The organism is Streptomyces sp. NPDC056169 (assembly GCF_042268445.1).
Lineage (GTDB): Bacteria > Actinomycetota > Actinomycetes > Streptomycetales > Streptomycetaceae > Streptomyces.
The window spans coordinates 71,169-90,073 of record NZ_JBHJUO010000007.1; the positions used below are offsets into that span (position 1 = coordinate 71,169).

The 18,905-nt window shown below is 71.0% G+C and carries 20 protein-coding genes; 12 read left to right on the forward strand and 8 right to left on the reverse strand.

The window, feature by feature from the left end:
• Positions 1 to 137 precede the first annotated feature (137 nt).
• From ACFC0G_RS12980 to ACFC0G_RS13015, 8 genes are all read left to right on the forward strand, one after another.
• Entirely contained in the window at positions 138 to 1,352 is a 1,215-nt protein-coding gene (locus ACFC0G_RS12980; RefSeq protein WP_376401686.1) for an amidohydrolase, read from the forward strand.
• A gap of 289 nt (positions 1,353 to 1,641) precedes the next feature.
• A complete protein-coding gene (locus tag ACFC0G_RS12985; protein ID WP_376401689.1) occupies positions 1,642 to 2,682 on the forward strand; it encodes a BMP family protein in 1,041 nt (346 codons plus the stop codon).
• A 166-nt stretch (positions 2,683 to 2,848) separates the two neighbouring features.
• Positions 2,849 to 4,504 carry an ABC transporter ATP-binding protein gene (locus ACFC0G_RS12990; RefSeq protein WP_376402367.1) on the forward strand — a complete coding sequence of 552 codons (1,656 nt, stop codon included), beginning with the start codon at positions 2,849 to 2,851 and terminating at the stop codon, positions 4,502 to 4,504.
• Positions 4,501 to 5,613 carry an ABC transporter permease gene (locus ACFC0G_RS12995; RefSeq protein WP_376401692.1) on the forward strand — a complete coding sequence of 371 codons (1,113 nt, stop codon included), beginning with the start codon at positions 4,501 to 4,503 and terminating at the stop codon, positions 5,611 to 5,613. The genes ACFC0G_RS12990 and ACFC0G_RS12995 overlap by 4 nt, the downstream gene beginning before the upstream one ends.
• Entirely contained in the window at positions 5,610 to 6,899 is a 1,290-nt protein-coding gene (locus tag ACFC0G_RS13000) for an ABC transporter permease (protein ID WP_376401695.1), read from the forward strand. The genes ACFC0G_RS12995 and ACFC0G_RS13000 overlap by 4 nt, the downstream gene beginning before the upstream one ends.
• Positions 6,896 to 7,300: a cytidine deaminase gene (locus ACFC0G_RS13005; protein WP_376401698.1), complete on the forward strand. Its 405-nt coding sequence runs from the start codon at positions 6,896 to 6,898 to the stop codon at positions 7,298 to 7,300. The genes ACFC0G_RS13000 and ACFC0G_RS13005 overlap by 4 nt, the downstream gene beginning before the upstream one ends.
• An 82-nt stretch (positions 7,301 to 7,382) precedes the next feature.
• Positions 7,383 to 8,660, forward strand: a complete 1,278-nt coding sequence (locus tag ACFC0G_RS13010) for a thymidine phosphorylase (RefSeq protein WP_376401701.1) — start codon at positions 7,383 to 7,385, stop codon at positions 8,658 to 8,660.
• Between the two features lie 112 nt (positions 8,661 to 8,772).
• Positions 8,773 to 9,360: a Uma2 family endonuclease gene (locus ACFC0G_RS13015; protein ID WP_376401704.1), complete on the forward strand. Its 588-nt coding sequence runs from the start codon at positions 8,773 to 8,775 to the stop codon at positions 9,358 to 9,360.
• Here the strand turns inward: ACFC0G_RS13015 and ACFC0G_RS13020 are convergent.
• On the reverse strand, positions 9,353 to 10,003 hold the full coding sequence (locus tag ACFC0G_RS13020; RefSeq protein ID WP_376401707.1) for an HAD family hydrolase: 651 nt from the start codon (positions 10,001 to 10,003) through the stop codon (positions 9,353 to 9,355). The two genes, ACFC0G_RS13015 and ACFC0G_RS13020, sit on opposite strands and share 8 nt — an antisense overlap.
• Positions 10,004 to 10,098: 95 nt before the next feature.
• Between ACFC0G_RS13020 and ACFC0G_RS13025 the strand changes: the two genes are divergently transcribed.
• Positions 10,099 to 10,350: an STAS domain-containing protein gene (locus tag ACFC0G_RS13025; protein WP_376401710.1), complete on the forward strand. Its 252-nt coding sequence runs from the start codon at positions 10,099 to 10,101 to the stop codon at positions 10,348 to 10,350.
• Here the strand turns inward: ACFC0G_RS13025 and ACFC0G_RS13030 are convergent.
• The 3 genes from ACFC0G_RS13030 to ACFC0G_RS13040 form a co-directional block, all read right to left on the reverse strand.
• Positions 10,339 to 11,310 carry a sigma-70 family RNA polymerase sigma factor gene (locus ACFC0G_RS13030; RefSeq protein WP_376401713.1) on the reverse strand — a complete coding sequence of 324 codons (972 nt, stop codon included), beginning with the start codon at positions 11,308 to 11,310 and terminating at the stop codon, positions 10,339 to 10,341. The two genes, ACFC0G_RS13025 and ACFC0G_RS13030, sit on opposite strands and share 12 nt — an antisense overlap.
• Before the next feature lie 84 nt (positions 11,311 to 11,394).
• Positions 11,395 to 12,102, reverse strand: coding sequence for a L,D-transpeptidase (locus ACFC0G_RS13035; RefSeq protein WP_376401715.1), 708 nt, complete (start codon positions 12,100 to 12,102; stop codon positions 11,395 to 11,397).
• Positions 12,103 to 12,154: 52 nt separating this feature from the next.
• Positions 12,155 to 13,420: an MFS transporter gene (locus ACFC0G_RS13040; protein WP_376401718.1), complete on the reverse strand. Its 1,266-nt coding sequence runs from the start codon at positions 13,418 to 13,420 to the stop codon at positions 12,155 to 12,157.
• A 62-nt stretch (positions 13,421 to 13,482) separates the two neighbouring features.
• On the opposite strand from ACFC0G_RS13040, the gene ACFC0G_RS13045 reads away from it, so the two are divergent.
• Positions 13,483 to 14,433: a LysR family transcriptional regulator gene (locus tag ACFC0G_RS13045; RefSeq protein WP_376401721.1), complete on the forward strand. Its 951-nt coding sequence runs from the start codon at positions 13,483 to 13,485 to the stop codon at positions 14,431 to 14,433.
• Between the two features lie 50 nt (positions 14,434 to 14,483).
• On the opposite strand, the gene ACFC0G_RS13050 is transcribed toward ACFC0G_RS13045, so the two are convergent.
• Both ACFC0G_RS13050 and ACFC0G_RS13055 read right to left on the reverse strand, forming a co-directional pair.
• Complete coding sequence (locus tag ACFC0G_RS13050) at positions 14,484 to 15,260, reverse strand: alpha/beta hydrolase (RefSeq protein WP_376401724.1); 777 nt, start codon at positions 15,258 to 15,260, stop codon at positions 14,484 to 14,486.
• An 88-nt stretch (positions 15,261 to 15,348) separates the two neighbouring features.
• A complete protein-coding gene (locus ACFC0G_RS13055) occupies positions 15,349 to 16,122 on the reverse strand; it encodes a GNAT family N-acetyltransferase (RefSeq protein WP_376401727.1) in 774 nt (257 codons plus the stop codon).
• A gap of 105 nt (positions 16,123 to 16,227) precedes the next feature.
• Between ACFC0G_RS13055 and ACFC0G_RS13060 the strand changes: the two genes are divergently transcribed.
• Complete coding sequence (locus tag ACFC0G_RS13060; protein ID WP_376401730.1) at positions 16,228 to 17,382, forward strand: adenosine deaminase; 1,155 nt, start codon at positions 16,228 to 16,230, stop codon at positions 17,380 to 17,382.
• Positions 17,383 to 17,555: 173 nt separating this feature from the next.
• Positions 17,556 to 17,933, forward strand: coding sequence for a hypothetical protein (locus tag ACFC0G_RS13065; RefSeq protein WP_376401734.1), 378 nt, complete (start codon positions 17,556 to 17,558; stop codon positions 17,931 to 17,933).
• A gap of 92 nt (positions 17,934 to 18,025) precedes the next feature.
• Here ACFC0G_RS13065 and ACFC0G_RS13070 read toward each other — a convergent pair whose 3' ends face one another.
• Both ACFC0G_RS13070 and ACFC0G_RS13075 read right to left on the reverse strand, forming a co-directional pair.
• Positions 18,026 to 18,226 (reverse strand): PspC domain-containing protein, encoded by a 201-nt coding sequence (locus ACFC0G_RS13070; RefSeq protein WP_376401737.1) that lies wholly within the window; start codon positions 18,224 to 18,226, stop codon positions 18,026 to 18,028.
• Positions 18,227 to 18,317: 91 nt separating this feature from the next.
• Entirely contained in the window at positions 18,318 to 18,899 is a 582-nt protein-coding gene (locus ACFC0G_RS13075; RefSeq protein WP_376401740.1) for a VanZ family protein, read from the reverse strand.
• Between the last annotated feature and the right edge of the window lie 6 nt (positions 18,900 to 18,905).

An 18,905-nucleotide genomic window follows, 5' to 3' on the forward strand; every position in this document is an offset into this window, starting at 1 on the left:
AATCGGGCCGAATTCGGCCGAGCGTACCCACACCGAAGGGCCTTCATGCCTGCCAAACCGAGATTCTTTCCCCTAACGGGCTGAACTTTTGGTGATCAACGGGCAGTTGACCACTCAAGGGGCCTACCCTTCACAAGGTGAACCAGTTGAAGTCCCGTGAGCCAGGCTCCGCCACCCTGCCCGGAACGCTGTCCGCACCCCTGCGCGCCGAACTGATCGCCTTCCGCAGGGACTTGCACATGCACCCCGAGCTGGGCAACCAGGAGTTCCGTACGACCGCCGCGCTCAAGGCCCGCCTGGAGGCGGCCGGCCTCGCGCCGAAGGTCCTGCCGGGCGGCACCGGGCTCATCTGTGACATCGGCACCCCGGACCGTCACCGCCCCATGCTCGCGATCCGCGCCGACCTCGACGCGCTGCCCATCCCCGACGTGAAGACCGTCGCCTACCGCTCCACCGTGGCCAACCGCGCGCACGCCTGCGGACACGACGTCCACACCACCACCGTCCTGGGCGCCGGGCTCGTCCTCGCCGAGCTCGACCGGCAGGGCCTCCTCCCGAACGCGGTACGGCTCCTCTTCCAGCCCGCCGAGGAAGTGCTGCCCGGCGGCGCCGCCGACGCGATCGAGGCCGGAGTGCTCGACGGCGTCGGCCGCATCATCGCCGTCCACTGCGACCCCAGGGTGGACGCGGGGAAGATCGGACTCCGTTCCGGCCCCATCACCTCGGCCTGCGACCGGCTGGAAGTCACCCTCGACGGCCCCGGCGGCCACACCGCCCGCCCGCACCTCACCACCGACCTCGTCACCGCCGCCGCCCGCGTCGCCACCGACGTCCCGGCCGTCCTCGCCCGCCGAGTCGACGCCCGCTCGGGCCTCTCGGTCACCTGGGGCCGCATCGAGGCCGGCCACGCCTGCAACGTCATCCCGCAGCACGCCGAGCTCTCCGGCACCGTCCGCTGCCTCGACCTGCCGACCTGGCGCGACGCGCCCGACCTGGTCCACGCGGCGATCGACGAGATCGCGACCCTGCACCGCGCGAAGTCGACGGTGAACTACGTCCGGGGCGTCCCCCCGGTCGTGAACGACGCGGTCGTCACCGACCTGCTCGCCGACGCGATGACCGCCCGCCGCGGACCGTATGCGATCGAGGACACCGAGCAGAGCCTCGGCGGCGAGGACTTCTCCTGGTACCTGGAGCACGTCCCCGGCGCCATGGCCCGCCTCGGCGTCCGCACCCCCGGCGACACCCGCGTCCGCGACCTGCACGCGGGCGACTTCGACGTGGACGAACGCTGCATCGAGACGGCCGTGGAACTCTTCACCGCCGCGGCCCTGCTCGACCGCAAGGCCTGATCCGGTCGCCCCGGGCGGCCGGGGACGGGGCGGGAGCGCGGGGTGTCGTCCACCATCCGGCGGTCCCGCCGACCGTAGGGTGGTCGGAGCGTCACATCGCGGTCCCGCCGCCCGCGTCGGGTCTCGGGGTGTCGGACCGTCTCCGTGCCGCTACCGTCTGGTACGACTCGTGGGCGTCGATCCGGTAACGACTCATGAACGGGTCTTTAACTGACATCTACGCGCGTTACGATCGCCCGAAACCAGCGCCGGAAGAGGCGCTTTCGGTCAGTCTTGAAGGGACCTCCTCGTGCGCCGGGTATCCAAGATCACCGCCGCGTGTGCTGTCACTGCGGCTCTCGCTCTCACTGCCACCGCCTGCGGGGAGTCCTCCACCGGGGACTCGGGCTCCGACTCGGGCACCATCAAGGTCGGCATGGCCTACGACGTGGGTGGTCGTGGCGACAACTCCTTCAACGACTCCGCCGCGCGCGGTCTCGACAAGGCCAAGGCCGACCTCGGTGTCGAGACCAAGGAGCTCACCGCGAAGAACGGTGAGACCCCGGCCGACCGCGAGCAGCGCCTCGCCTCCCTCGCCGAGGGCGGCTACAACCCGGTCATCGGTGTCGGCTTCGCCTACAAGGACGCGATCGACAAGACCGCGGCGAAGTTCCCGAAGACCACCTTCGGCCTCATCGACTCGGTCTCCGAGCAGAAGAACGTCGACTCGATCGTCTTCACCGAGGAGCAGGGCTCGTACCTCGCCGGTGTCGCGGCCGCGGAGAAGTCGAAGGACGGCAAGATCGGCTTCATCGGTGGTGTCGACCTCCCGCTGATCAAGAAGTTCGCCGCCGGCTTCCAGCAGGGCGTCAAGGAGACCAACCCGGACGCCACGGTCCAGATCCAGTACCTCTCCACCGGTACGGACCTGTCCGGCTTCGGTGCCCCGGACAAGGGCAAGGCCGCTGCCAAGGGCATGCTCGACAAGGGCATCGACGTCATCTTCGCCGCCGCGGGCGGCTCCGGCGCCGGCTCCATCGAGGCCGTCGCCGCGAAGCCGGGCGCCTGGGCGATCGGCGTCGACTCGGACCAGGCCAAGGACCCGGCCCTGTCGAAGTACGCCGGCTCGATCCTCACCTCGGTCGTCAAGAACGTCGACACCGGTGTCTACGAGCTCATCAAGTCCGAGAAGGACGGCAAGCCGCTGACCGGCACGCACACCTACTCGCTCGCCGAGGACGGCGTCTCCCTGACCACCACGGGTGACCACCTCAAGGACATCCAGGCCAAGCTGGACGCGGCCAAGAAGAAGATCGTCGACGGTCAGATCAAGGTCGCCACGACCCTCTGACACACGTCGCGAAGGGGGCCCGGAGAGCGGCTTCGGCCGACACTCCGGGCCCCCTTTCACACCTGTGCCCGCGGGCAGTTGAACATTTTGGCGACGCTACGCGCGTAGCTATCGCCCGGTGCGGGTATTTTTCGCCACCGAGCCCCGCCCGCGGCCGTGTTCCGGTCTGCTCCCTGTCCCAGCCTTCCGCTCCCACGCTCCCTGCCTTGGAGAGTGCGTCATCAAAGCCTCCAGCCCCAACGCCGTAGAACTCCGCGGCATCACCAAGCGATTCCCCGGAGTCGTGGCCAACCACGACATCGACATCACCGTGCGCCGCGGCACCGTCCACGCCCTCGTGGGCGAGAACGGCGCGGGCAAGTCGACCCTGATGAAGATCCTCTACGGCATGCAGAAGCCGGACGAGGGCACCATCGCGATCGACGGCGAGCAGGTGTCGTTCAACAACCCCGGTGACGCCATCGCCCGCGGCGTCGGCATGGTGCACCAGCACTTCATGCTCGCGGACAACCTCACCGTCCTCGAGAACGTCGTCCTCGGCTCCGAGAAGCTCTACGGCATCGGAGACAAGGCCCGCGCCAAGATCAAGGAGATCTCCGACGCGTACGGCCTCGGCGTCCGTCCGAACGTCCTCGTCGAGGACCTCGGCGTGGCCGACCGCCAGCGCGTGGAGATCCTCAAGGTCCTCTTCCGCGGCGCCCGCACCCTGATCCTCGACGAGCCGACCGCCGTGCTCGTCCCGCAGGAGGTCGACGCGCTCTTCGACAACCTGCGCGAGCTCAAGGCCGAGGGCCTCACCGTCATCTTCATCTCGCACAAGCTGGGCGAGGTCCTCGCCGTCGCCGACGACATCACCGTCATCCGGCGCGGCACGACCGTCGGCACCGCCGACCCGGCCAACACCACGACCAAGCAGCTCGCCGAGCTGATGGTCGGCAGCGAGCTGCCGTCCCCGGAGACCCGCGAGTCGACCGTGACGGACGTACCGATGCTGACGGTCCAGGACCTGTCGCTCAGCGCCGTCGACCCGGACGGCGTCGTCCGCTCCGTCCTCGACGGCATCAGCCTCACCATCCACAAGGGCGAGGTCCTCGGCATCGCCGGTGTCGAGGGCAACGGCCAGTCCGAGCTCGTCGACGCGATCATGGGCATGCGCAACCCCGACTCGGGCGTGCTGACCCTCGACGGCGCCGACATCTCCACCGCCCCGACCCGGAAGCGGCGCGAGGAAGGCATCGGCTGCATCCCCGAGGACCGCCACCGGCACGGTCTCCTCCTGGAGGCCCCGCTCTGGGAGAACCGGATCCTCGGCCACGTCACCGAGCGGCCCAACTCCAAGGGCGTCCTGCTCGACCTGAAGGGTGCCCGCAAGGACACCGAGCGGATCGTCAAGGAATACGACGTCCGCACGCCCGGCATCGAGGTCACGGCGGCCTCGCTCTCCGGCGGCAACCAGCAGAAGCTGATCGTCGGCCGCGAGATGAGCCACAACCCCAAGCTGCTGATCGCCGCGCACCCCACCCGGGGCGTGGACGTCGGCGCGCAGGCGCAGATCTGGGACCAGATCCGCGAGGCGCGCCGCGACGGCCTCGCCGTCCTGCTGATCTCCGCGGACCTGGACGAGCTGATCGGCCTCTCCGACACCATGCGCGTGATGTACCGCGGCCGGCTGGTCGCGGACGCCGATCCCGCCACGATCACCCCGGAGGAGCTGGGCTCGGCCATGACCGGTGCCGCCACCGGTCACCTTGAGCACGAAGAGAGCCCCGAGACCGAAGCCGGTCCTCAGGGCACCGACGGCCCGGAGGACGAGGCCCGATGAAGAAGATCGACAAGGAGCGGCTGCTCCTGGGCATCGCGGCACCGCTTCTCGCGGTGGTCGCGGCCTTCCTGATCACCGCCCTGGTGCTTGCCCTGACAGGCAAGGAACCGTTCAGCGCCTTCGGCATCATGTTCGAGTACGGCGTGAAGTCGGACAGCCAGGTCTACATCATCAACAAGGCGACGACGTACTACCTGGCGGGTCTCGCGGTGGCCATCGGCTTCCGCATGAACCTGTTCAACATCGGTGTCGACGGCCAGTACCGTCTCGCGGCCTTCTTCGCCGCCGCCGTCGGTGGCGCGCTGACCCTGCCGGGCATCGTCCAGATCCCGCTGATCATCCTCACCGCGATGATCGTCGGCGGCATGTGGGCCGGCATCGCCGGTGTCCTCAAGGTCACCCGGGGCGTCAGCGAGGTCGTCGCGACGATCATGCTGAACTTCATCGCCACCGCGATCATCGGCTACCTCCTCCAGCCCGGCCGCCTCGGTCACCTGGACGAGGCGGGCACCAAGGTCTCCACGACCCCGCTGCCCGAGTCCTCCCGCTTCTTCGACTTCCCGACCGCGCCGGACCCCGTCTGGGGCTTCCTGATCGTCGCGATCATCGCGGGCGTCGGGTACTGGTTCACGCTCTCCCGCACCCGCTTCGGCTTCGACCTGCGGACCGTCGGCCAGTCCGACTCGGCGGCCTCGGCGAGCGGCGTCAACGTCAAGAAGATGGTCGTGACGTCGATGCTGATCTCCGGCGGCATGGCCGGCCTGATCGGCATGCCGACCCTGCTCAACGACTCGTACGAGTACAGCGGCGACTTCCCGGTCGGCATCGGCTTCACCGGCATCGCCATCGCCCTGCTCGGCCGCAACAGCCCGGTCGGCATCGCGCTCGGCGCGATCCTCTGGGGCTTCCTGGAGCGCGGCAGCGGCAAGCTCGAATTCGAGGGTTACGACAAGGAGATCGTCGGCGTCATGCAGGGCGTCATCGTCCTCTGCGTCGTCATCGCCTACGAAGTCGTCCGCCGCTACGGCCTCAAGCGCCAGCAGCGACAGGTCGGCGAGAAGCTCGCCGCCCAGGCCCGTAACTCCGACAAGACGGAGGTGTCGGCGTGAGCGCCACGGCGACTTCCACCCCGCCGCCCGCCGCCCCCAAGGTGGCCGGTGGCAAGGGCGGCCGGACTCGGCTCTCCCTTCCCGTGATCCTGCTGATCGTCGCGGGCGCGCTCATCGCGCTCTCCGCCGTCCGCGTCATCACCGGCGCGCAGGACCTCACCTCGGCCGGCCAGGTCGGCGCCGCCCTCTCGCTCGCGGTGCCGATCGGCCTCGCCGGTCTCGGCGGTCTGTGGTCCGAGCGCGCGGGCGTGGTCAACATCGGCCTCGAAGGCATGATGATCCTCGGCACCTTCTTCGGTGCCTGGGCCGGCTGGCAGACCAGCCCCTGGATCGGCATCCTCGCCGGCATCCTGGGCGGCATGTTGGGCGGTCTGCTGCACGCGGTCGCCACGGTCACCTTCGGCGTCGACCACATCATCTCCGGCATCGCGATCAACATCCTGGCGCTCGGTTTCACCACCTACTTCGCCAAGCTGTGGTTCAACTCCGGCGAGGCCGCGGCCAGGGGCGGCAGCCCCAAGCAGTCCCCGCCGGCCGACGAGATCACCTCGATCACGGTCCCGGGTCTCTCAGACTGGCTGGCCGACATCGAGAAGCACGAGTGGTTCGTGGTCTCGGACGTCGCCGGCATCCTCGGCGGTCTGGTCACCAACCTCTCGCTGGTCACGATCCTCGCCGTGCTGCTGATCATCGGCACGTTCTTCGTGCTGTGGAAGACCTCGTTCGGTCTGCGCCTGCGCTCCTGCGGCGAGAACCCGATCGCGGCCGAGTCGCTCGGCGTCAACGTGTACAAGTACAAGTACATCGCCGTGATCGTCTCCGGCGGTCTCGCCGGTCTCGGCGGCGCGTTCCTGTCGCTCGTCACCTCGCACATCTACAACGAGGGCCAGACCGGCGGCCGCGGCTACATCGGCCTCGCGGCGATGATCTTCGGTAACTGGCGGCCCGGCGGCCTCGCCATGGGCGCCGGCCTGTTCGGCTACGCCGACGCGCTCCAGCTGCGCAGCGGCGGCCAGTCCGTGCACGCGCTGCTCCTGCTGCTCTTCGCCGTCCTCGTGGCCATCGCGGCCTGGAAGGCGTACCAGAAGCGCTGGATCACCTCCTCGATCGCCGTCGTCATCGGCGTCGGCGTCTTCATCTGGTACCTCGGCACGGACACCGTCCCGGTCGAGTTCGTCAGCGCGACCCCGTACGTGGTCACCCTGCTGGTCCTCTCGCTCTCCGCGCAGCGGCTGCGGATGCCGAAGGCCGACGGCATGCGCTACCGCAAGGGCCAGGGCAAGTGACGACGGCCCTCACCGAAGCCGACTGGGAGGCCCTGCGGGTCACGGCGCGCGAGGCGATGTCCCGCGCGTACGCCCCGTACTCGGGCTACCCGGTCGGCGCGGCGGCCCGCGTCGACGACGGGCGGACGGTCTCCGGCTGCAACGTGGAGAACGCCTCCTTCGGCCTGGGCCTGTGCGCCGAGTGCGGTCTGGTCTCCCAGCTCCAGGCGACCGGCGGCGGCCGTCTGACGCACTTCGTGTGCGTGGACGGCCGGGGCGAGTCCCTCGTCCCGTGCGGCCGGTGCAGGCAACTCCTGTTCGAGTTCGGGGGCCCCGACCTCGTCCTGGAGACGCCCGCCGGGTTCCTGACCCTGGCCGACATGCTGCCGCAGGCATTCGGCCCGGACCACCTTCGCAAGTAACGCCTCGGAGCGGCCCTTCCGGCACGATGGAAGGGTCGCTCCGCCTTTTCCCCTCTATGCGCGTAGAAAGAGGAAGCACCTCATGGACGTCATCTCCGTCATCCGCACGAAGCGGGACAAGGGCGAGCTGAGCCCGGAGCAGATCGACTGGGTCATCGACGCGTACACCCGCGGCGTGGTCGCCGACGAGCAGATGTCCGCCCTGGCCATGGCGATCCTGCTGAACGGCATGAACCGCGCGGAGATCGCCCGCTGGACCGCCGCGATGATCGCCAGCGGCGAGCGCATGAACTTCGACGCGCTCTCCCGTCCGACCTCCGACAAGCACTCCACCGGTGGCGTCGGCGACAAGATCACCCTCCCGCTCGCCCCGCTCGTCGCCGCCTGCGGCGCGGCCGTCCCGCAGCTCTCCGGCCGCGGCCTCGGCCACACCGGCGGCACGCTCGACAAGCTGGAGTCGATCCCGGGCTGGCGCGCGCTGCTCTCCAACGAGGAGATGCTGCACGTCCTCGACACCACCGGCGCGGTGATCTGCGCGGCCGGCGACGGACTGGCCCCCGCCGACAAGAAGCTCTACGCGCTCCGCGACGTCACGGGCACCGTCGAGGCGATCCCGCTGATCGCCAGCTCCATCATGTCCAAGAAGATCGCCGAGGGCACCGGCTCGCTCGTCCTGGACGTCAAGGTCGGCACCGGCGCCTTCATGAAGACCATCGAGGACGCCCGCGAGCTGGCCTCCACCATGGTCCAGCTCGGCACCGACAGCGGCGTGAAGACGGTCGCGCTCCTCACCGACATGTCGACCCCGCTCGGCCTGACCGCGGGCAACGCCCTGGAGGTCCGCGAGTCCGTCGAGGTCCTCGCCGGCGGCGGCCCCCAGGACGTCGTCGACCTGACGATCGCCCTCGCCCGCGAGATGCTGGCCGCGGCCGGCATCAAGGACGCGGACCCGGCGAAGGCGCTCGCCGACGGCTCGGCGATGGACGTCTGGCGCCGGATGATCTCCGCCCAGGGCGGCGACCCGGACGCCACCCTCCCGGTCGCCCGCGAGCAGCACGTCGTCACGGCCCCCTCGACCGGCGTCCTCACCCGCCTCGACGCCTACGACATCGGCATCGCCGCCTGGCGCCTGGGCGCGGGCCGCGCCCGCAAGGAGGACCCGGTGCAGGCGGGCGCGGGCGTCGAGCTCCACGCGAAGCCGGGCGACACGGTGACGGCGGGCCAGCCCCTGCTGACCCTCCACACGGACACCCCGGAGAAGTTCGAGTACGCCCTGAAGTCCCTGAACGACTCGTGGGACATCGCGGCCCCGGGCACGTCCTTCACCGCGAACCCGATCGTCCTGGACCGCATCGCCTGACGATCGCCCGAGGCATATACCTCTGACACCTTCGGGTGAACGGGACCGGTGGACCTCCGCCGGTCCCGTTCGGCATGCTGGGATCGGTGACGCACCGATAGAGGAGACCGCCATGAGCGCACTCACCGTCGATCACTCGTCTGATGACTACGGGTGGGACGACCTGGTCCGGATCTGGGAGGAGACGGACGCACCCGAGGGCTGCAAGGTGGAGATCATCGAGGGAATCATCACCGTGTCACCGTCACCGGCCCGCCGGCACAACCTCATTGCATCGCTCGTGCATCGCCGCCTGATCCTCGCGATTCCGGAGGACTGGGCAGTGGTGCAGACTCAGGCGATCGCCGTTCCCGCGCGCAGGGGTATGTACATTCCGGACTTGGCCGTACTTCCGCTAGCGACCCTCGACCAGCCGGGGCAGTACGTTGAGGCAGGTGATGTCGACCTGGTCGCTGAGATCACCTCACCGTCGAACGGAAACCACGACCGCATCAGCAAAGCCGCTGGATACGCTGCTGCCGGTATTCCGCTCTATCTCCTCATCGACTCATTCGCCCCAGGCGGCCCCACCGTCACCCTCTATGGCGAGCCGAAGGCCGACGTCTACCGTGTGCTGAGCGCGGTCCCGTTCGGCGAGCAGATCCACCTCCCCGCCCCCTTCGACCTCACCCTCGACACCGCCGAGTTCCCCGTCACCTGACGAGCAGCCCCGGGAGTTCCCGCATGTCGTCGAAGACCACCGTCCGGGGTCCCATCAGGCGGTCCGCCCGGGTCAGCCCGCCGCAGTAGCCGAAGGCGCGCATGCCGGCCGCGCGGGCGGCCTGGACGCCGTACGGGCTGTCCTCGACGACCGCGCAGCGCTCCGGCGGGACGCCCATCGTGGCCGCCGCGTGCAGGAAGAGATCCGGGGCGGGCTTGCCGCGTGCGACGTCGCGGGCGCTGAACATCCGGCCCTCGAAGCGGTCGAGCAGCCCGGCCCTGCCCAGGTTCTTCCGGATGCCGGCGTGGCTGCTGTTGGAGGCGAGGCAGTACGGAAGCGGCAGGGCGTCCAGGACGTCCGTGATGCCCTCCACGGCCGTCAGCTCGGCGTCCAGCACGTCGTCGTACTGCTGCTTGAAGGGTTCCTGCCAGCCGGGCTCCAGCGGGTGCCCGCGCCGCTCCTCCACGATCGCCGTGAGCATCTCGTGGGAGGAACCGACGAAGTGCTCGACGATCTCCGCCTCGGTGAACTCCGCCCCGAGAGAGGCGAACACCTCCCGGTCCACGCGGCAGTAGAGCCGCTCACTGTCCACCAGAACACCGTCACAGTCGAAGATCACCAGTTCGACAGGCTCGTGAGTCATGATCCACAGCGTAGAGGTACGCGGGGGACCGCCGCCGATGAGTTCCGCGCCTCGGACCGGTCTCAAGGCATGTGGACACCAGTCAGCCCCTTGTCGTGACCCTGCCCGCCCGCCCCACCCGGGACGAGGTGGCGCTCCTCTGCGCGGAGCTCGGCGCCGCCCCGCCCGGCGACGTCGTCTGCGAGGTCGGCGCCCTCGCGCACGCCGACCTCCAGGCCGTCGACGCCCTCGCCCGCCTGAAACTCGCGGCCGGCCGCCGGGGCCACCGCATCCGCTTCCACGGAGCAGGACCCGAGCTGAGGACCCTGCTCCTGCTGACCGGCCTCGACGGGACCCTAGGCGTCTAGCCGCGCCGGCAGGTCGAAGAGCGGGAACCAGCGCTCGGTGTCCAGGAAGAAGTCCATCCCGGCGACCTTGCCGTCCCGCAGCTCCAGGACGATCAGCGCCCACGGCGCGAAGCCGCCCGCCGGGTCCGGGTGGTACTGCGCGAACGCCGGCGAGCCGTTCGCCACGGTCGGCACCAGCTTCGAGCCCGAGCAGACCTCGCCCACGCCCAGCATCCAGCCCACGATGTCGTCGTGGCCCTGGAGCCACAGGTCGTACGGCGGCATGGACATGGTCGCGTCCTCGTGGAGGAGCGCGGTCAGCGCCTTCATGTCGTAGCCCTCGAAGGCGGCGACGTACCGCTCCAGGAGCGCCTTCTGCTCCTCGTCCAGCGGGTTCGCCGGATCGGAGGTGGCCGGCGCCTGCTCGGCCAGGGTCGCCCGGGCCCGCTGGAGCGCGCTGTTGACCGAGGCGACGGAGGTGTCGAGGAGCTCCGCGACCTCGCTCGCCTTCCAGGCGAGCACCTCGCGGAGGATGAGGACCGCCCGCTGCTTCGGCGGCAGGTGCTGGAGGGCGGCGACGAAGGCGAGCCGCACGGTCTCGCGGTGCACGGCGGTCTCCGCCGGGTCGGCGACCGACGGCAGGACCCGCCCGTCCGGGACCGGCTCCAGCCAGGTGATCTCCGGCTGCTTGACGAGCTGCGCCTGGGCGACCGGCGTCGGAGAGGTCAGATCCATCGGCCGCGCTCTCTTGTTGCCCGCGTTCAGCGCGTCCAGGCACACGTTGGTCGCGATCCGGTAGAGCCAGGACCGCAGCGAGGAGCGGCCCTCGAAGGTGTCGATGGCCTTCCAGGCCCGCACCATCGTGTCCTGCACCGCGTCCTCCGCCTCGAAGGAGGATCCGAGCATCCGGTAGCAGTAACCGGTCAGCTCCCTGCGGTACTTGTCGAGTTCGTCGGTCGTCGCGGTCGCGGCGTCACTCATCGGGTCCACACCCCACTCACCCCTCACCGGCACCCGTTCGGTGCCGGTGAGAGGGAAGCTACCGCAGCGGACTGACAGCCGGGGTCAGGTTCCCGGCTTGCGCCCGTAGACGAAGACGTCGTCGCCGTTCCTGAGCAGGTTCCAGTACGCCTTGGCGTCGGCGGAGCGCATGTTGACGCAGCCGCCCGAACCCGGCGGGTTCCACATGGACTTGGTCGTCGAGTGGAACGCCTGGCCGCCGTCGAAGAACTGCGAGTACGGCATGGAGACGTGGTAGAGCGTCGACCAGTGGTTGATGTTCCGCCAGTAGATCTTCTTCGAACCGGTGCGCGTCTCGGTGCCGTCCTTGCCCGTACGCACCGGCACGGGACCGTACTTGAGGCGCGAGCCGTCCTGGATCCAGGTCAGCTGCCGCGTCAGGTCGACGCAGGCGATCCGGCCCCGGTTCGTCGGACACTTGCGGTCCTTGTTGGGGTTGGTCCCGGCCGCCTTCTGCTGGAGCATCGTGTTCATCGTGCGCCAGGTGATCGTCCCCGCGTACCCCGCCGTCGGCGTGATGCCGTGCTTCCCCTGGAACGCCTGGATGGCCTTGCAGTCGGCGAGCGACTGGCGCCCGTCGACCGTCCGCCCGAGGAACTTCTCCACCTGCTTCTGGTACGGCCCCGTCGTCACGTTGCAGGACGCCGCCTGCGCCGGGGCCGTACCGAGCGCGATCGTCATCGGCACCACCAGTGCCGTGAGACCGGTCGCGACTCCCGCTCTCTTGCCTATCCGCCTCGCGATTTGTTTCATGATCGCCAACTCCCCCTTGGGTCCTGCTGCTTAGGACGCCCGGGGGAGCGAGTCAGTTGCAGGCGGCGGCGAGTTGCGGCCGGCGCGCCGCGACCCGGGCGCTGTGGCTCCCGTACAGGGTCACGGAGACGACGCCGAGGACCGCGACGAGACCGATCAGGACCGTGCCGGCCCAGCCGCCCGCGTGGAAGGCGATCGCACCGAGCGTGCCGCCCGCGCTGCTGCCGAGGTAGTACGCGGACTGGTACAGCGCCGAGGCCTGCGCGCGGGCCGTCTTCGCCGTACGGCTCACCGAGGAGGAGGCGACCGCGTGGCCCGCGAAGAAGCCGGCCGTGATGAGGACCAGACCCGCCAGGACCGCGGCGAGCGAGTCGGAGAGCGACAGCAGCAGACCCGCGGCGGTCGTGGAGACCGCCAGGTAGAGCGCCCCGCGCCGGCCGAGCCGCCCGACGAGCTTCCCTGCGGCGGCCGAGGCGACCGTACCGACCAGGTAGACCAGGAAGATCGAGCCGATCACGCCCTGCGGGAGCGAGAACGGCGCCTCGACGAGGCGGTAGCCGATCACGGTGTACACCGCGCCGAAGACCGTCATGAACAGCGCGCCGATCACGTACAGCCGGACGAGCAGCGGATCGGACAGGTGCGTCCGCACGGCGCTCACGAGCGCCTTGGGGTTCAGCGGGCCCGGCGTGAAGTGCCGCGCCCTCGGGAGCAGCGCCCGGAAGGCGATCGCGCAGAGCAGCGAGGTCAGGCCGACGGCGGCCAGACCCGCGCGCCAGCCCCACATCTGGGCGACCCAGCCGGTCACGAGGCGGCCGCTCATGCCGCCGATCGAGTTGCCCGCGACGAAGAGGCCGATCGCGGCGATCAGCGCCTTGGGGCGGACCTCCTCGGCGAGGTACGCCATCGCGGAGGCCGGGAGCCCGGCGAGCGCGGCGCCCTGGAGGGCGCGGAGGGCGATCAGGGACTCCAGGTTCGGGGCGAGCGGCACCAGGAGCGCGACGGCGACCGCGACCGTCAGGGAGGCGGTCATCATCGCGCGCCGCCCGAAGCGCTCCGAGACGGCGCTGAGCGGCAGGACACACAGGGCGAGGGCGCCGGTCGCGGCGGAGACCGTCCAGGAGGCGGCCGACGCGGTGGCGCCGAACTCGGCCGAGATGGCCGGGAGGAGGGCCTGTGTGGAGTAGAGGAGGGCGAAGGTCGCCAGTCCGGCGGCGAAGAGCGCGAGGCTCGTGCGGCGGTAGCCGGGGGCTCCGGGGGAAAGGCGGGTGTCGGCGGGCGCGTGGGTGGCGGCCGCCTTGGTACTGGCGGGAGGCATGTCACGAACGTAGGACGGTCCGTTTCATGCGTCCAATGCACGGAACTGCTGTAATCGTTCCCATGGCGCATGAGTACAGGTCACAGCCTCGGCTGTCACCGAACAGTAACGAAGAAGACATGGGACTGCTGCTCGCCCCGCGGCTCGCGTACTTCGCCGCCGTCGCCCGGCACGAGCACGTGACCCGGGCCGCGGCCGAGATGGGCGTGCCGCAGTCCACGCTCTCCCGGGCCATGGTCCGGCTCGAACAGGACCTCGGGGTCGCCCTCTTCGCCCGCCGCGGCCGCACGGTCTCCCTCACCCCGGCCGGCCGCCGCTTCCTCACCGCCGCCGAGAAGGCGCTCGCCGAGGTCGAGCGGGCCGCCGACACCGTACGGGCCGACGCCGACCCCGCCGCGGGCCGCGTCGCCTTCGGCTTCCTCCACACCATGGGCTCCGAGACCGTCCCCGGCCTCATCCGCGCCTTCCGCGTCGACCACCCGCGCGTCCGCTTCTCCCTCGTCCAGAACTACGGCGAGGCCATGATCGAGCGGCTCAGGGCGGGCGACCTCGACCTCTGCCTGACCTCACCGGTGCCGGACGCCCCCGACCTGGTGGCCCGGCGCCTCGACGAGCAGCGGCTGCGGCTCGTCGTCCCCGACGACCACCGGCTCGCGGGCCGCCGCCGCGTCCGCCTCGCCGAGGCCGCCGACGAGACCTTCGTGACCCTGGAACCGGGATACGGGCTCCGCCGCATCACCGACGACCTGTGCGCCGAGGCCGGCTTCAAGCCCCGCGTCGCCTTCGAGGGCGAGGAGACCGAGACCCTGCGCGGCCTGGTCGCCGCGGGCCTCGGCGTCGCCCTGCTGCCCCCGCCCGCCGTCCCGCGCCCCGGCGTCGTCGAACTCACCGTCACCGCGCCGCGCGCGGTCCGCGAGATCGGCGTCGCCTGGCTCGACGGCCACCCGGACACGGCCCCGGTGGCCGCCTTCAAGAAGTTCCTCCTGAGCAGGCGGGGCCACCTGCTGTCGTGACGCACGGGCCGTGACGCATGTACGGCTCTGACCCACCAGGCTGCCGCGGCTCAGCCCCGCCGGTACGACCCCCCGAACCCCGCCGCGAGCGGCATCCGCAGGCCCAGCGGCGGGGGAGCCGCCAGCGCGTCCGTCACGGGCCGGGCCACCGGCCGGGCGAAGAGCGCGCCGAGGGCGAAGTCCGCGGCGAGGGCCTGCACCTCGGCCGCGTACTGGCGCAGCGCGTGGCCGTCCGAGTGGACCTCGAAGCGGCAGGTGTCGCGGTTGGCCTTCTTCGCGCGCGCCGCGAACCGGAACGACAACTCCGGGTCCGTACGGGCGTCGTTCGTCCCGTGCACGATCAGCACCCGGCGCCCCACCAGCTGCCGCACCGGCTCCGGCTCCGCCGCCACGTCGTCCTCCGGCAGCCACGGCGCCAGCGCGAGGACCGCGCCGACCGCGTCGTGCCCGGCGGCCCGCAGCGCCGCCCGCGCCCCCATCCCGTGGCCGACGAGGCAGACGGGGACGTCGCCGTACCGGCGCACCGCCTCCGCGACCGCCCAGGACGCGTCCGCCGCGAGCTCCGCGTCCGTCCCGTTCCAGCCGCGCCCCCGATAGCGCACCACGTGCCCGACGAGCCCCTCCGCCCGCCCGGCCCTGACGAGCGACCGCCCGAGCGGCAGCACCCCCAGGTGCGCCCACGCCGAAGCGCGCCGTCCCGACATCGGCTCGCCGTCCGGCAGAAGCAGCACCACGCCGCCCACCGCCGCCGACCGGGAACCTCCAACGGGACGACCGAGCCGGGGTCTCCGGGTCTCGGACGGCCCCACGAGTGCGTAGTGCGCCATGGTGGAACAGTCTCAGAAGCCGAGGTGTACGCCACCCGTACACGCGGTCACTGTTACGTATCGCCAGGGGAGCGAACGCCCGCCGCTGCTAAGCCCGTTCGAAGCGGGACGCGCTTCCGGCGGCGGCGAAGCCCTTGCGGCCGTACCAGCGGTGGGGCCAGTCCGTGGGGCGGGCGGTGAGGAAGCGGGTGGTGCAGCCGGCGTCGGCGGCCAGGTGGAGGGCCGTGTCCAGGACGGCGCCGGCGTGGCCCCGGCCGAGGTGGGCCTCGGCCGTGACCAGGTCCTCGATCTGGGCGATCCCGGCCGCCGGGTCCATGTAGAGGTCGGCCCAGGCCGCCACCTCGCCGTCGGCGGAGTACGAGGCGAGGAACCGTACGACCTCGGCGCCCCGCCGCCGGGCCGCCCGCCGTCCCACCATGTCGCGGACGTACTCCGGCGGCGCGTCCGGCGCGAAGCGGCTCCAGGACGCGACGGCGGGCTCCCACAGCTCGTCCAGGCCCACCTCCCGCGCCCCGCCGTGGGCGGGCACCGGGCCCCGGTGGCACATGAGGAGGGAGGTCGAGTGCCGGTAGCCGGCCCGCTCCAGCGGCTCCCGGCAGTCCGCGGCGACCTCCTCGTCGAGGACGTACACATGGCGGTACGGGAGCGAGCCCTGGATCTCGTCCGCGAGCCCCGCCAGCGCCTCGGGGTCGGTCCGCCCGTCGACGAGCAGGTGGTTGTTCCCCCGGGACAGCGCGTACGCGTCGTCGAAGACCGCGAAGCCGCCGGGGAAGTCGACCGTACGGGCCGCCTGCCGGCGCCGGAAGTCGGACAGGAAGCCGTGGACGCGCGGCAGTTCGGATTCGGCAGCCAGGGAAGTCATGCGGGCAGCCTAGGCGGGGCCGCCGCCGCTCCGCACGCGAGAAATCCGGGCCCGGATACGGCGCCACGAGGCGCGCTCTACGCGCGTAGGGGCTAGAGTGCGGCAATGACGAGCCAGACCCCCAACGTCCCCACCGCGGACCAGATCCGCCGTGCCCCGAAGGTGCTGCTCCACGACCACCTCGACGGCGGCCTGCGCCCCGGCACGGTCATCGAACTCGCCCGCGAGCAAGGCTACGAACAGCTCCCCGAGACCGAGCCCGACAAGCTCGGCATCTGGTTCCGCGAGGCCGCCGACTCCGGCTCCCTGGAGCGGTACCTGGAGACCTTCGCGCACACCTGCGCCGTCATGCAGACCCGTGACGCCCTGGTCCGCGTCGCCGCCGAGTGCGCGGTCGACCTCGCCGAGGACGGGGTCGTGTACGCGGAGGTGCGCTACGCCCCCGAGCAGCACCTGGAGGGCGGTCTCACCCTCGAAGAGGTCGTGGAGGCCGTCAACGAGGGCTTCCGGGAGGGCGAGCGCACGGCCAGGGCCAACGGCCACCGCATCCGGGTCGGCGCCCTGCTCACCGCCATGCGGCACGCGGCCCGCGCCCTGGAGATCGCCGAACTCGCCAACCGCTACCGCGACACCGGCGTCGTCGGCTTCGACATCGCGGGCGCCGAGGCCGGCTACCCGCCCACCCGCCACCTCGACGCCTTCGAGTACCTCAAGCGGGAGAACAACCACTTCACGATCCACGCCGGCGAGGCCTTCGGACTGCCCTCCATCTGGCAGGCGCTCCAATGGTGCGGCGCCGACCGGCTCGGGCACGGCGTCCGGATCATCGACGACATCGAGGTCGCCGAGGACGGCTCGGTCCACCTCGGCCGGCTCGCCGCCTATGTGCGCGACAAGCGGATCCCCCTGGAGATGTGCCCCACGTCCAACCTCCAGACCGGCGCCGCCGACTCGTACGCCGCGCACCCGATCGGCCTGCTCCGCAAGCTGCACTTCCGCGCCACGGTCAACACCGACAACCGGTTGATGAGCGGTACGAGCATGAGCCGGGAATTCGAGCTGCTGACCGAGGCATTCGGATACACGCTCGACGACATGCAGTGGTTCACCGTCAATGCGATGAAATCAGCGTTCATTCCTTTCGATGAACGCCTGGCCATGATCAACGATGTGATCAAGCCCGGATATGCCGAGCTCAAGTCCGAATGGCTGTTCCAGCAGACCGCCGCGACCAGCGAAGGTTCACGTTCGGGCGGCTGAGAAGTACCCCCGTACAAGGGTTCGGAGCGACCGGGTCGACGCGACACCCGGTCGCTTTCCGGTGTTTGCGGAGGAGTCTTCCACTGGTTAGGTTGCAGAGCCGCTCTGCATTCCCAGGATTTCCCCTCCCGGCTTTCCTCGAAGCCCCCGGATTCCCCAAGGAAGATGTTCAGATGAAGCAGTCTGCCGCCAAGAAGCTCGGTGTCGCCGCCCTCGGTGCCGCTTTCGCCGCCGCCGCCGGCACGGCCTCCGCAGCACCGTCCCTGCCCGTCGGCGCCGACGCGCTGGGCACGGTGACCCAGGCCGTCCCGCTGGGGGACGGCCTCACCACGCTCCCTGACGGCGCCGCCGAATCCCTCGGTGCCGGCCAGGGCGCCCTCGGCCAGGGTGTCGACCAGGGCGTGAAGACCCTCCCGGTCGCCGCCGGCCAGGCCACCCAGGTCACCAAGAACCTTCCGCTCGACGCTGCGGCCGGCGGCCTCGGCGCCACCCCGCTCGGCCCGGTCGTGGGCCTGCTCGGCGGCCTGCCGGTGGGCGGCGCCCTCGGCTGACCCCAGCCGTACACGCCGAAGGGGCGCGCACCCGGAATCCCGGGTACGCGCCCCTTCGGCGTGCGTGCGGCCTGTCACCGGTGTCCGGAGGACTACCAGGCCGTGGTCGCGCTCTTCTCCGCCGGCAGGAACACCCACAGCGCCAGGTAGAGCAGGAACTGCGGGCCGGGCAGCAGGCACGAGGCCAGGAAGATCAGGCGCATCGTCGCCGCGGAGATGCCGAAGCGCCGGGCCAGCGCCGCGCACACTCCACCGATCATCCGTCCGTTCCGGGGGCGGGAGAGAGCGGCCATGGTGGGCTCCTTCGGAGTCGTTTCCGGGAGCCGCTCCGTCGGGCTCCCGATGACTCCATACTGCTGCCGGGAGGGGGGTCGAGGCGTCGGTCTACCGGGCGATCGGGACCCTGGGAATCGTCGGGGTCTGACCCTGAGGCGTCTCGTTCCGCAGGAGGGGGGAACCCTGACTCGCCCCGGTCCCCGCGGAGGACTCCGCCAGGGCCGCCTCCGACCTGCGGCGCAGCCGCGCCCGGCCGAGCGGCACGAGGAGGACATGGGCGAGCGCCACCCCGGCCGTGTTCAGGAGTACGGAGTCCACGTCCACGACCTGGCCCGGCACGGCGGTCTGCAGCAGCTCCACGGCCAGCGACACCAGCGCGCCGGCGGCGGTCGTCCGGGCCAGGGAGGCCCAGCGGGAGACGTCGAGCCGCCCGTCGGCCATCGGGAGCAGCACCCCGAGCGGGGCCAGGAGCAGCAGCCCCTCGGCGATCAGACGGGCCGCCTCGGCGCCGCCGAGGGCCAGATCGGCCCTGAGGCCGGCCAGCGGGATCGTGTTCGGCGCGGTCACCCAGGCCACGTCCCGTGGCCGCAGGCTGACCCAGGCGACGAGCAGCAGATGCGCGAGGAGGAGAGCGAACCCCACCACGCGGACGACCACGGCGGCACTGCCGCCCGAACCTTGACGCTGCACGCCCCC